Annotated in this window: 11 protein-coding genes; 7 read left to right on the top strand and 4 right to left on the bottom strand. The window is 70.2% G+C overall.

Annotated elements, in window-relative coordinates:
- The first annotated feature begins 4 nt into the window (after positions 1 to 4).
- From ACX9MO_RS02215 to ACX9MO_RS02195, 5 genes are all read left to right on the top strand, one after another.
- The gene (locus ACX9MO_RS02215; protein WP_462213386.1) at positions 5 to 1309 is read left to right on the top strand and encodes a thymidine phosphorylase; all 1305 of its coding nucleotides are present in this window, start codon (positions 5 to 7) and stop codon (positions 1307 to 1309) included.
- Positions 1309 to 2520, top strand: a complete 1212-nt coding sequence (locus ACX9MO_RS02210; protein ID WP_462213385.1) for a phosphopentomutase — start codon at positions 1309 to 1311, stop codon at positions 2518 to 2520. The genes ACX9MO_RS02215 and ACX9MO_RS02210 overlap by 1 nt, the downstream gene beginning before the upstream one ends.
- 56 nt (positions 2521 to 2576) lie before the next feature.
- Positions 2577 to 3557, top strand: coding sequence for an adenosine deaminase (locus ACX9MO_RS02205; RefSeq protein WP_462213384.1), 981 nt, complete (start codon positions 2577 to 2579; stop codon positions 3555 to 3557).
- Entirely contained in the window at positions 3554 to 4186 is a 633-nt protein-coding gene (gene upp, locus ACX9MO_RS02200) for a uracil phosphoribosyltransferase (protein ID WP_222492616.1), read from the top strand. The genes ACX9MO_RS02205 and upp overlap by 4 nt, the downstream gene beginning before the upstream one ends.
- Positions 4187 to 4264: 78 nt before the next feature.
- A complete protein-coding gene (locus ACX9MO_RS02195; RefSeq protein WP_462213383.1) occupies positions 4265 to 5905 on the top strand; it encodes an SPOR domain-containing protein in 1641 nt (546 codons plus the stop codon).
- Between the two features lie 106 nt (positions 5906 to 6011).
- Here ACX9MO_RS02195 and ACX9MO_RS02190 read toward each other — a convergent pair whose 3' ends face one another.
- From ACX9MO_RS02190 to ACX9MO_RS02175, 4 genes are all read right to left on the bottom strand, one after another.
- The gene (locus ACX9MO_RS02190) at positions 6012 to 7037 is read right to left on the bottom strand and encodes a hypothetical protein (RefSeq protein ID WP_222492620.1); all 1026 of its coding nucleotides are present in this window, start codon (positions 7035 to 7037) and stop codon (positions 6012 to 6014) included.
- A 253-nt stretch (positions 7038 to 7290) separates the two neighbouring features.
- Entirely contained in the window at positions 7291 to 7656 is a 366-nt protein-coding gene (locus ACX9MO_RS02185; protein ID WP_222492622.1) for a DUF779 domain-containing protein, read from the bottom strand.
- A 283-nt stretch (positions 7657 to 7939) separates the two neighbouring features.
- On the bottom strand, positions 7940 to 9463 hold the full coding sequence (gene adh / locus ACX9MO_RS02180) for an aldehyde dehydrogenase (protein WP_462213382.1): 1524 nt from the start codon (positions 9461 to 9463) through the stop codon (positions 7940 to 7942).
- A gap of 181 nt (positions 9464 to 9644) precedes the next feature.
- Entirely contained in the window at positions 9645 to 10637 is a 993-nt protein-coding gene (locus tag ACX9MO_RS02175; protein WP_315900501.1) for a GAF domain-containing protein, read from the bottom strand.
- Between the two features lie 385 nt (positions 10638 to 11022).
- Between ACX9MO_RS02175 and ACX9MO_RS02170 the strand changes: the two genes are divergently transcribed.
- Both ACX9MO_RS02170 and ACX9MO_RS02165 read left to right on the top strand, forming a co-directional pair.
- Positions 11023 to 12402, top strand: coding sequence for a hypothetical protein (locus ACX9MO_RS02170; RefSeq protein ID WP_462213381.1), 1380 nt, complete (start codon positions 11023 to 11025; stop codon positions 12400 to 12402).
- Positions 12399 to 13133: a COG3904 family protein gene (locus ACX9MO_RS02165; RefSeq protein WP_462213380.1), complete on the top strand. Its 735-nt coding sequence runs from the start codon at positions 12399 to 12401 to the stop codon at positions 13131 to 13133. Before ACX9MO_RS02170 ends, ACX9MO_RS02165 begins: the two co-directional genes overlap by 4 nt.
- Positions 13134 to 13194: the final 61 nt, after the last annotated feature.

The raw sequence follows: 13194 nt of genomic DNA, 5'->3' as shown, positions 1-13194 counted from the left end.
CGCCATGGACGCCCGCAGCCTGATCTCCGCCGTCCGTGATGGCCGCGCGCCGGGGCCAGAGGCCCTCGCATGGTTTGCCCGTGGCCTTGCCGACGGGGCGGTCAGCGATGCGCAGGCCGGGGCCTTTGCCATGGCGGTGCTGTTGACGGGGCTGGGGGAGGAGAGCCGCGTGGCCCTGACGCTGGCGATGCGCGACAGCGGACGGCGGCTCGACTGGGACCTGCCGGGGCCGGTGCTCGACAAGCATTCCACCGGCGGGGTGGGGGATTGCGTCAGCCTCGTGCTGGCCCCGGCGCTGGCGGCCTGCGGGGCCTATGTGCCGATGATCTCGGGCCGGGGGCTGGGCCATACCGGCGGCACGCTCGACAAGATGGAGGCGATCCCCGGCGTCGAGACCGCGCTCTCCGAGACGCGGTTCCGCGACGTGGTCGCCCGCGCCGGCTGCGCCATTGTCTCGGCCTCCGCCGACGTGGCCCCGGCGGACAAGCGGCTCTACGCGATCCGCGACGTGACCGGCACGGTCGAGAGCCTCGACCTGATCACCGCCTCGATCTTGTCGAAGAAGCTCGCCGCCGGGCTGGAGGGGCTGGTGCTGGACGTGAAGCTCGGCTCCGGCGCCTTCATGAAGACCGAAGCGGAGGCGCGGGCACTGGCGGAGGCGCTGGTCTCCACCGCCAATGCCGCCGGGTGCCCGACCTGCGCCGTGCTCTCCGACATGAACCAGCCTCTGGCGCCCGCGCTCGGCAATGCGCTGGAGGTCCGCGAGGCGCTGCGCGTGCTGACCCGGCAGGTGGGCGGCCCGCTGGCCGAGTTGACCGTGACCCTCGGCGGGGCGCTGCTGGCGCAGGGCGGGCTGGCCACGGATACGGCAGCTGGCGAGGCACGGCTGCGCGAGGCGCTGGAAAGCGGGGCCGCCGCCGATCACTTCGGCCGCATGGTCGCCGCCATGGGCGGGCCGGTGCAGTTCATCGAGCAATATGACCGCTTCCTGCCCGAGGCGAACGTGATCCGCGAGGTGCCCGCGCCGGCGTCCGGCACCGTGAGCGCCATGGATGGCGAGGCACTGGGGCTGGCGGTCGTGGCGCTTGGTGGCGGGCGTCAGGTGGAAAGCGACCGGATCGATCCGGCCGTCGGCATCGCCGATATCCTGCCGCTTGGAACGCGGGTCGCGAAGGGCGAGGCCATCGCCCGCATCCACGCCAGCCGCACGGACGCCGCCGATGTCGCCGTGCGCGCCGTGCAGGCCGCCGTCACCCTCGGCCCCGGGCCCGTGACCCCGCCGCCGCTTGTCCTTGGGAGGATCGGCTGATGCCGCGTGCCTTTCTTGCCGTGATCGACAGCGTCGGCTGTGGCGGTGCCCCCGATGCCGACCGCTTCTTCAACGACGCCCTGCCGGACACTGGCGCCAACACGCTGGCCCATATCGCGCAGGCCTGCGCCGCGGGCCGGGCCGAGGACGGGCGCAGCGGGCCGCTGCAGGTGCCGTACATGGATGCCATGGGCCTCGGCGCCGCGATCCGCCTGGCCTCGGGCGCGCTGACGCCCGGGCTGGCGGCGGAGCCTGCGGGCCTCTGGGCCGTCGCGCAGGAGGAAAGCCGCGGCAAGGACACGCCCTCGGGCCACTGGGAGCTGGCGGGCGTGCCGGTGCCGTGGGACTGGGGCTATTTCACCGACAAGGAAAACTCCTTCCCGCCCGAGTTGATCGCGGAGGTCTGCCGCGCGGCGGGGACCCAGGGCATCCTCGGCAATTGCCACGCCTCGGGGACCGAGATCATCAACCGGCTGGGGGCGGAGCACATGCAGAGCGGCTGGCCGATCTGTTACACCTCCGCCGACAGCGTGTTCCAGATCGCGGCGCATGAGGAGAGCTTCGGCCTCGCGGCTTTGCTGGATCTTTGCAAAGCCGTGGCCCCCACTTTGCACAGGATGAAGATCGGCCGGGTCATCGCGCGCCCGTTCGTGGGCAGCGTCGAGGCGGGCTTCACCCGGACCGGCAACCGGCATGACTACGCCGTCGCCCCGCCCGCGCCCACGCTCTGCGACTGGGTGCAGGGGACGGGCGGCAAGGTGCACGCGGTGGGCAAGATCGGCGACATCTTCTCGATGCAGGGCATCGATGACGTGGCGAAGGGCACGGATGCCCAGCTGATGACCGCGCTGGAGGCGCTGATCGACACCGCGGAGGAGGGGAGCCTGACCTTTGCCAATTTCGTCGAGTTTGACAGCCTCTATGGCCACCGGCGCGACGTCTCGGGCTATGCCCGCGCGCTGGAATGGTTCGACGCAGGCGTGGGCCGGATGCTGGACAGGCTGCGCCCGGGCGACCTGCTGGTGATCACCGCCGACCATGGCAACGATCCCACCTGGCCCGGTACCGACCACACCCGCGAGCGGGTGCCGGTGCTGGTGGCGGGGGCCGCGCCGGGCAGCCCCGGCATCGTGGCCTTCGCCGACGTGGCGGCCAGCATCGCGGCGCATCTTGGCGTCGCGGCACAGGGACCGGGGAGGCGTTTCCTGTGAGCGCGCGTCGGGGTATGAGCCGTGCGGAACGGGAGCGGGAGGAAGAAGGCCCAGCGATGAAAGAACTGCCCAAGGTCGAACTGCACCTGCACCTCGAAGGCGCCGCTCCGCCGGAGTTGATCCGCCGCATGGGGCAGGAGAAATCCATCAACCTCACCGGCGTCTTCGCCGAGGATGGCACCTACAAGTACACCGACTTCGTGCATTTCCTCGAGGTCTACGAGGCCGCGACGCAGGTCCTCAAGACGCCCGAGGACTACGCCCGCCTGACCCGTGCCGTGCTGGAGGAGAGCGCCGAACAGGGCGTCGTCTACTGCGAGACCTTCCTGTCACCCGATTTCTGCGGTGGCAGCGACGTGGGCGCGTGGCGCGAATACCTGCACGCGATGCAGGAGGCCGCCGACCGGGCCGAGCGGGACCTCGGCATCACCCTGCGCGGGATCGTCACCTGCATCCGCCACTTCGGCCCCGAGAAGGCCAGGGCCTCGGCGCTCTGCGCGGCCGAGACGGCGGGCGACTGGCTCGTGGGCTTCGGCATCGCGGGGGACGAGAACAAGGGCCGGCCGGGCGACTTCGCCTACAGCTTCGACATGGCGCGCGAGGCCGGGTTGCGGCTGACCGCCCACGCCGGCGAATGGGGTGGCCCGCAATCGGTGCGCGAGGCCCTGCGCGACCTGAAGGTCGAACGCATCGGCCACGGCGTGCGGGCCATCGAGGACCTCGCGCTGGTGGATGAGCTGGCAGAGAACGGCGTGGTGCTTGAGGTCTGCCCGGGCTCCAACGTCACGCTGGGGGTCTATCCGAAATGGTCCGCCCATCCCATCGAACGCTTGCGCGAACGCGGCGTGAAAGTCACCGTGTCCACCGATGACCCGCCCTTCTTCCACACCACGATGAGCCGCGAGTACGAGGCGCTCAACCGCACCTTCGGCTGGGACGAGGAGATCTTTGACCAGATCGCCCGCACCGCCCTCGACGCGGCCTTCTGTGACGAGGCCACCAAGACACGTATCGCCAAGCGACTGGAGACATCATGACCGAGCATCTGACCATCGTGAAACACCCCCTCGTGCAGCACAAGCTGACGATCATGCGCCAGAAGGAGACCTCTACCGCCTCCTTCCGCCGCCTGCTGCGCGAGATCAGCCAGTTGCTTGCCTATGAAGTCACCAGCGAACTGCCGATGACCACCAAGACCATCGAGACGCCCATGTGCGAGATGGAGGCCCCCACGCTGGACGGCAAGAAACTGGCGCTGATCTCGATCCTGCGGGCAGGCAACGGCCTGATGGACGGCGTGCTGGAGCTGATCCCGGCCGCGCGGGTCGGCTTTGTCGGGCTCTACCGGGACGAGAAGACGCTTCAGCCGATCCAGTACTATTTCAAGGTGCCGGAATCGCTCGACAACCGTCTCGTGATCGCGGTCGATCCGATGCTGGCCACGGGCAATTCCTCGGTCGCGGCCATCGATCTGCTGAAGGAAGCCGGCGCCACCAACATCCGCTTCCTCTGCCTGCTGGCCGCCCCCGAGGGCGTGGCCCGCATGAAGGAAGCCCACCCGGATGTGCCGATCGTCACGGCGGCACTGGACGAAAAGCTGAACGAACACGGCTACATCGTTCCGGGGCTAGGGGATGCGGGCGATCGCATGTTCGGCACAAAATAAGGGGCTGATCCCTGTGCGGCCGCTTTACTCGCGGCCGCAACTCGGGCAGAGTTCGGCTTAACCTGTGGGGGGTTAGAAATGCTGAACAAAGTCATTACCTCCGCCATTCTGGCGGCCATTCTCGGAACTGCGGCGGCCCGCGCCCAGTCCATCACGACGAATATCGCCCCGGCGGAATATCCGCCGTCCAGCTTCAGCGGCAACCAGTACGTCGACAGCGAAGGCTGCGTCTTCATCCGTGCCGGCGTGGACGGTGCGGTGACCTGGGTGCCGCGCATGGCGCGCAGCCGCCAGCAGGTCTGCGGCTTCCAGCCCTCGCTGGGGGCGGCGAGCACGGAGACCGCCATGGCGCCTGCCATGTCCTCGGACCGGGCCGTGACCATCGAGGCCGCCGCGCCGGAGAACACCGCCCCGGCGGCCGCACCCGCACCGCAGGCTGCACCGAACTCTGCACTGAACTCTGCACCGGCACCGCGTGTCGCGGCACCGGCACCCGCCCGGGCCCCGTCGCCGCTGCGGACCACCGCACCGCTCGCCGCACCCGTGGTCAGCGCGCAGCCTGCCGCCCCGGTCCGCGTGACCTCTGCCGCGCCAGCGACCACGGTCCAGCGCCGGGGTCCGTCGCCCGCGCCGGCCCCGACGGTCTTCCCCGGTCCCAACGACACGCCTGCACCGCTGGCCGCGCCGATGCGCACCACCTCTCTGGCGGTGCCGGTTCCGGCGCAGGGGTCCGTGGCGCGGGTTCCGGTGCAGGCCGCGCCCGCCCGCGGCGTGGCCCCGAAGGCCCCGCAGGTGCAATACACCGGCCCCGCGCCGAACCCGCCGAGCCGCTACGTGGTGCGCGGGGCGACGGCCACGGGTCCGACCGGCGCAGTCCCCTCCGCCACCGTTCCCGCGCCGAGCTATCCCAGCCGTGGCGTGGCCCCGAAGGCGCCGCAGGTCACCTACACCGGGCGCGTGCCCACCCCGACAGCCGCGCCGCGCCACGTGATCACCTCGGCCAACACGCAGGGCACCGTGCTCTACAGCCGTCCCGGCGCGACGACCTATGGCGCGACCCCGGGCCGCGTCGTCACGCGGGGCGAGGTGGCGCCGACCGTCCGCGTCGTGCCGCGCCATGTCTACGAGGAGCGCGGGAACGCCGTGCAGGGTATGACGACGCCCAAGGGCTACCGCGCCGCATGGGATGACGACCGGCTGAACACGCGCCGGGCCGAGATGACCTTCAACGGCATCGCCCAGACCGATCTGATCTGGACCCGCGACCTGCCGCGCCGCCTGATCCACCGCCCCACCGGGCAGGACGTGACGGCGCGCTATCCCGGGCTCAGCTATCCCTACACGAGCATGGAGCAGCAGACCCGCGCGGCCTATCTCTCCACCTCCGGCTCCGCGGTGAAGACGGCGCCCGTGACCGCCCAGCCCGTGACCGCCAAGCCCGTGCGCCGCGCCGTGCAGGCCCAGCCTGCGGCGGTGGCCGTGGCACCGGCGGCGCATCGCTATGTGCAGGTCGGCACCTTCGGCCAGCCCGCCAACGCCAGCCGCACCGCCGCGCGGTTGCAGTCGCTCGGCCTGCCGGTGCGCACCGCCGGCTATACCAAGGGCGGCAAGAGCTACCAGATCGTCCTCGCCGGGCCCTTCGCCTCGCAGGGGCAGCTCAGCTCCGCGCTTCAGAGCGCGCGCCGTGCGGGTTTCTCGGACGCCTTCACCCGGCGCTGAGACCGGCAGGCGGCCGCCCGAAGGGGCGGTCGGACATCCACCCGGACATCATAGTGACGCCGCCCTTCGGGGCGGCGTTTTCTCGTGTAGGGAGGGGGATGGCGCGTCAGGCGCCGCAGATCGCCTGCAGCCGCAGCCAGTCCGCATCGGGCAGCACCGGATCGGGGGCGCCGGCGGGGAATGGATCGGCCTCGATCAGGTGCAGCGTCTTCTCGCCCGTGACGTCGAGGGCATGGGCATAGGGCGTGGCCGCCACGCCCCAGGCGGTGAAGCCCGCCAGCAGCACCTCGTCGCTCAGCGGACGGGGCGGGGTGGTCAGCAGGTGCTCGGCATATTTCTCGAGCCGCGCCTCGCCCACCTTGCCGCGCAGCAGCAGGTTGAAGGAGGCCAGCGGCCCGGCATAGTCGAGCAGGTCGCGCAGCGGATCGGCGGACCGGGCGCGCAGATGCTCGGCGATGACATAGCCCGCGGCCACGTCCGGCTCTTCGTAATCCTCGATGACCGAGCGGTTCAGCAGGATGATGTTGCCCGGCAGGTGTGTGGCATCGGGGATGCCCTGCCGCAGCACCGCAAGCTGCGGGGCGCCGTCGCGGCCGGGCAGGCGGGCCGCCATCCTGGCCAGGGCCTGCGGGCCCTGACCCTCGCCGCAGGGCGGGCCGGACACGCGCTGGATCGCCGCAAGCAGGTTGCGCCCGACCGAGTCCCGCTTGACCTGCGGCACGACCGACAGCGCATGTTCCTTCACCGCGCCGGGCAGCCAGAAGATCCCGAGAGAGACGATCGCCACCGCCGTGGCCCCGGCGATCACCGTGCGCAGCCGCCCGGGCTTGGGCCGCCGCCGCTCGATCGCCTGCCGGACGGTCTCGATCGCGCCGATCATCTCGGCCTCGCTCTCGGCCAGTTCGAGGGTCTCGTCCGGGTCGCCATCGGGGTGATAGAGCGCGGGCAGCTTGCCGGGGTTGGCCCGCACCACGGCGGGCAGGGACCAATGGGTCAGCGCCTGATCGCGCATGTCGGTGATCACCAGCGTCGCATCGCCGATGGACACGATCACGTCCCGGCGCTGCGCGTCGGGGCCGTCGCGCCACAGGCCGGAGGCTTCCAGCCGCTGGTATTGGTTAAGCGCCGTCATCGGTGGGCCCGTATCCGCCTGGCTCTGCGGCCGTCAGCTGTGGCCTGCTCTTTGGTGTTTTGCAGGACAGTAACACGGTCCGCGCGGGGCGTACAATCAGGGAAGCGGGACTGACGGACAGGTGATGGCCGGAGGCCTGGACGGTGAGAAAATGCAGTCGGAAAAGGGAGAGCGCGGCGCCTTTCCTGTCAGGAGGACATGGGGGAAAGACGCCGCGCCCGTCGCCGGCCCGGAGGAGGGAGATGTGAGCTGGTTACGCCTTGGTCAACGCTCGCAGCTCATCCGGACCGAACACGCGGGACCGGGTCAGGAACCTCTGACCGCGGTTGTTGTCGAGGCTGAAGACCCCGCCGCGCCCGGGGGCCGCGTCGAGGATCAGCTGGGTGTGTTTCCAGACCTCGAACTGAGGCCCGGAGATATAGACCGGTACATCGGCGATCCGGCCCAGCAGCACATCGCTGGCGCCGGGCCGGAATTCGCCGGCCGGAAAGCACATCGGCGCCGATCCGTCACAGCAGCCGCCCGACTGGTGAAACAGGATCTCGCCATGCTCGGCCCGGATCTCCTCGATGAGACGCAGGGCCGCCTCGGTGGCGGTGACGCGCTCTGGCTCTGACATAGGGGCCTCCGGCTGGGTGACGTGAGTGGTGTCGATGATGAAGGTTTCTGTCGCGTTTCGGGAAATGACGCCCGCCCGGCGCACCGGAAGGGCAGGGCCGCGCGGGGCGGCGCAGGTCCGTGCCGCCCCGCCTGCCATGTCCCGGGGTCAGCACCCGGGAGGAGGACAGGACCGGCAGGCGGGGGCTGCCCCCTGCGCCGGGAGGGACGCATGGGGCCGGCGGCACGGAACCGGTGTGGAAAGGGACGGGGCCGGGGGCGGCCCCGCCATCAGGCGGCCGGGCTCAGAAGAAGCCCAGCTTGTTCGGGTTGTAGGAGACCAGCATGTTCTTGGTCTGCTGGTAGTGATCCAGCATCATCTTGTGGGTCTCCCGCCCGATCCCGGATTGCTTGTACCCGCCGAAGGCCGCGTGGGCCGGGTAGGCGTGGTAGTTGTTCACCCAGACACGCCCGGCCTGGATCGAGCGGCCGAAGCGGTAGCAGGTGTTCATGTCGCGCGACCAGACACCGGCGCCGAGGCCGTAGAGCGTGTCATTGGCGATGGCGAGCGCCTCGTCCTCGTCCTTGAAGGTCGTGACCGAGACGACGGGGCCGAAGATTTCCTCCTGGAAGACGCGCATCTTGTTGTGGCCGCGCAGGATCGTCGGCTGCACGTAGTAGCCGCCCGCAAGGTCGCCGCCGAGGTCCGCCGCCGCGCCGCCGGTCAGCACCTCCGCACCTTCCTGGCGTCCGATGTCGAGGTAGGAGAGGATCTTCTGCTGCTGCTCTTCCGAGGCCTGCGCGCCCATCATCGTCTCGGCCACCCGCGGGTCGCCCATCTTGATGGCATTGGTCCGTGCAATTGCCCGCTCCATGAAGCGGTCGTAGATCGACTCGTGGATCAGCGCGCGGGACGGGCAGGTGCAGACCTCGCCCTGGTTCAGCGCGAAGAGCACGAAGCCCTCGATCGCCTTGTCGAAGAAGGCGTCATCCTCGTTGGCCACATCCTTGTGGAAGATGTTGGGCGACTTGCCCCCCAGTTCCAGCGTCACCGGGATCAGGTTCTCGGTCGCGTATTGCATGATCAGGCGGCCGGTCGAGGTCTCGCCGGTGAAGGCGATCTTGGCGATGCGGGGGCTTTGCGCCAGCGGCTTGCCTGCCTCCAGCCCGAAGCCGTTCACGATGTTCAGCACGCCTGCGGGCAGGATGTCGGCGATCAGTTCGGCAAAGACCATGATCGTCGCCGGGGTCTGCTCGGCCGGTTTCAGCACGATGCAGTTGCCCGCGGCAAGGGCAGGGGCCATCTTCCATGCGGCCATCAGCAGCGGGAAGTTCCACGGGATGATCTGGCCGACCACGCCGAGCGGCTCATGGTAGTGGTAGGCCACGGTATCGGCGTCGATCTCCGACATGGTGCCTTCCTGTCCGCGCAGGACGCCGGCGAAGTAGCGGAAGTGATCGACGGCCAGCGGCAGGTCGGCGGCCATCGTCTCGCGGATCGCCTTGCCGTTGTCCCAGGTCTCGCAGGTGGCGAGCAGCTCGAGGTTGGCCTCCAGCCGGTCCGCGATCTGCAGCAGGACGGCGGCGCGGGCGGCGGGGGCGGTGGCGCCCCAGGCGTCCTTGGCGGCATGGGCCGCGTCGAGGGCGAGGTTGATGTCATCCGCGTCGGAGCGGGCGATCTCGCAAATCTTGGCGCCGGTGATCGGCGTGGTGTTGTCGAAGTAGCGCCCGGCTTTCGGGGCAACGAACGTGCCGCCGATGAAGTTGTCATAGCGCTGCTTGAAGGGCGAGGCGAACTGCGTGCCTGCGGTCTGCGTCATCTCGTTCATGGTCTTCCTCCCAAATGACGAGGTCCGGACGCGGTGTCCGGAACACAGGGAGAGGATGACGTGGAGGGGCCGAGAGATCACTACACCCGAAACGGGAGTATCCGGCCCCCTGTCTCAGCGGTGAGACACTTTTGGGGCGCTTCGACGCGGATCAGACGGGGCGGGTGGCGGTTCGGGCCGCTCAGCCCTCGCCGATGCCGAGGCGGTTCATCCGGCGATAGAGCGTGGCGCGGCCCATGCCGAGCGCGCGTGCCGCGGCAGAGACATTGCCATCGGCCCGGGCCAGGGCCCGCACGATCGCGGCACGTTCGGCCCGGTCGAGGCCGGTCTCCGCCCCGTCGCGGCCCAGCAGGTCGGAGGCGGGGCGGGGCTTGATGCCGCCCTCCGCATCCAGCCCGAAGGTGCGGCGGGCTTCGCGCGTGGCCCCGATGACGAGGTCGTCCTTGTCCACCGCCAGAAGCGCGGCGCCCTCGGCGCTCTCGCCCTCGGCGGCGACGATCCGGGCGCGCGGGAAGGCGGCGCGGAAGAAATCGCCCTCGATCTGGCGGGCGGTCTGGGCGACGGTGGCCGCGATCAGCCGGTTGAACCCTTCCGTCTGGTCGGCCCGGGCGGAGGAGACATCGAGCGCGGCCAGCAGCCGCCCGTCGGGCCCGTGGATCGGCGCGTCGAGGCAGGACATCGCGGTGTTGCGGGCATAGAAGTGGTCTTCGCGATGGATGATCACCTGCCGCCGTTCGGCAAGGCAGGTGCCGATCCCGTTGGTGCCCTCGGCGGCCTCGCTCCAGTCGGCGCCCTCCCAGAGCCCCCATTCCCGGAACACCGGGGCATCGGCCTCGCGGCAGCGCGTTTCCAGCACGACACCCTGCGCATCGGTGAGCAGCACGCCACAGCCGGACCCGCCGACAAGCTGGAACAACTGGTCGAGGCGCGGGGTGGCCAGTTGCAGGAAATCATCAAGCGCCGCGCGACGGTCGCCAAGCGAGGTTGCCTCCACCCGGCCGGGGGCACGGCGTTCCCCGGGATCGAGCCCGTGCTTCTCCAGCGAGCGCCGCCAGGAGGCCGCCAGCCGCGAGCGGGCCGCCGCGGAGTTCGACTGCGCGGTTTCATAGACCCGGTCGATATGCCGACCGGTCCCGGCGCCCTTCCGGGCTCCACTCTGGGCACCATGATGCACGGGCGTACTCCTCCCCCGTCTGGTCTGCGTCCTGTCGCCGCGCAGGCCCTCATCGGCAGCCGCCGGGGCGAAAGACCTGTGCGAAGCGTGCCCCCGCTCCTCCAGCAGGGGTACCCAAGGATGCTAGTCCCCGCGCCGCAGTCTGGCAAGCGGGCGCTCCTGCACTGCGGCGCGACGGCACTCAATGGCCGCGATGCGGCGCAAGGTATTGAAAATATGTCGTATATCTCGTGCGGCGTTTCTCTTGCTACCGCCGCGGCATGCCCCTGCGGCAGGCGGAAGGCTGTCACGCAGGCATGAACATACCGTGAATATGTCCTGTGACACTGGTACACAGGCCGTGACCTCTTATTTTCCAAGCTTTGAAGCCATTTCCGGGGGACGTATGACCAATACGAGCGACCGCGGCGCCCGCATGGCGCGCGAACTGGAGGGCCACCTCGGCTGGCTCGACAGTTTCACCGGGGCTGCGCTGGGCGTGCTGTCGGTGGCGTCGGGCATCTACACCTACCTCGGTGTCTCCTCGCTGCTGGACGGCGACGGGGCCATGACGGCCTTCGCGGCGATCGCCTATTCGATCGCGGTCTCCACGGGCATCTTCGTCTTCTGGTCCTACATGATGCGGCTCTTCCCGGCGATGCGCACCGCGCGTTCGCGCATGGGGCTCTTGGGCGCCATGGGGCTGGGCAGTCTCGCCATCGTCGCCATGTCGTCCTGGCTGAACGCGGCGGCATTGGCGGGCGCGGCCGCGGTGGAGCAGCACCTGGCGGAGACGGTGCAGGACTACCAGGCCTCGCTGGAGCGCGCCCACGAGATCGCGATCTCGGCGCAGGGGCTGGAGCGCGACGTGGCCCGGGTGCGCCAGAGCTTCGAGGACCTCTCGGAGCAGGAGGCGGCGGGCACGCTCTCGGGTCTTGCCGGGCGGGGCGCGGTCTTCCGGGTGCTGCGGCAGAAATCGGCGGAGCTGACGGCGCTGGAAAGCCAGATCGCCGCGCAGGAGCCGGCCATCAGCAGCGCCTTCGTCGAGGGCAACGCGTTGCTGTCGCGGATGCGCGCGCTGACGGTGGAGCCGGGCCCGGTCGAGGCGCGGTCGGTCGAATTCTCGGAACAGGCGGTGCAACTGGCGGGGCTCATCACGCGGCTACGGCAGCTTTCCGTGGCGCAGCTGGTGGAGCGCGCAGCCCAGGACCTCTCGGCCTCGGTGGTGCTGCCGGAACTGGATGGCAGGACCGAGGCGAACCGCACCGACCAGTCAGCCACGATCTCCTCGGTGCTTGAGGTGCTGGCGCAGCGGGCCGAGACCCTGCGCAGCGCCGCGGCAGAGGTGCTTGCCATGCCGCCGCCCGCCGAGACGACCTATACCCCGGTCTCTGCCGCCGATGCGGTGATCCTCTATGCGGGCAACTTCATTCCCAGCTGGGCCGGGGCCATCGCCATCGACCTGCTGCCCGCGGTGCTGGTGCTGATCGTGGCGATCACGCAGGGCGCCATCCGCCATGGCCGCGAGGGCGCGCCGATCGAGGATACGATGACGATCGCGGAACTGCGCGCGGCGCTCCATGCGGCGCGGGACGTGGACCGGGCGTTCCTGGCGACGGAGACGGCCAGCCTAGACAGGGGCGTGGAGCCGGTGGGGCCTGCCTCATCCGGGTATCGGTCAGACCAGACGGCAGAGGAGGTCTCGACTCAGGCTGGTTCCGATGCGGAGGCCTCCAGCGAGCGGACGACCCCGCCGCGCGATCCCTCGGCCGGGGGCACGGCATGATCAGCGATCAGGAAAAGCTGCGCCCGATCCGGCGGATGCTGACCGGTGTGCTGGCGGTGCAGCTGGTGATCGCGGCCTTTCTCTTCCTCGGTGACGTGGGGCGCGATTTCGTCCTGCCCTCGCGCGGGCCCGCCGCGCCGGAATTCGACCGGCCCACGCGGCCCGGCGACCAGACCCGGCGGTATGACCCGACCCTGCCCGCAGGCCCGGGGGTCGAGACCGGCCCGATGCCGGAGCGGTTGATCCTCGAACGGGTGGATGACGACACCGCGCTGCTGACCGGCAAGATCGAACCGGGCGACGGGGCGCGGATTGCCAAGCAGATCGCGGCCTCAGAGGCGGGGACGATCCTGCTGCATTCGCCCGGCGGCTCGGTCCGCGATGCGATGGAACTGGGCCGCGCCCTGCGGCAGGCGGGCAAGGCCACCGCGATGCGCGAGGGCGATGTCTGCCTCTCGGCCTGTCCCTACATCTTTGCCGCCGGGACCGAGCGGCAGGCGGAGGAGGGCGCCCGCATCGGGCTGCACCAGCATTACTACGGCGAGAACACGCTGCTGCCCGCCTTCCTCGCGGTGCAGGATATCCAGCGCGGGCAGGGCGAGGTGATGGAATACCTCGAGGAGATGGGCGTGGACCCGATGCTCATGGCCCCGGGCCTCGCCACGCCGCCGCAGTCGATCTACCTCCTGAGCCGCGAGGAGATGGAGCGGTATGATCTCGTGACCTCCTGAGCGCAGGCCCGCGGGCTGCGGGGGAGGCAGGACGGCACGAACGAAAGAAGGCCCGCACAGG

Source organism: Pseudooceanicola profundus, from assembly GCF_054919315.1.
This window is presented reverse-complemented; position numbering and strand designations above follow the sequence as displayed.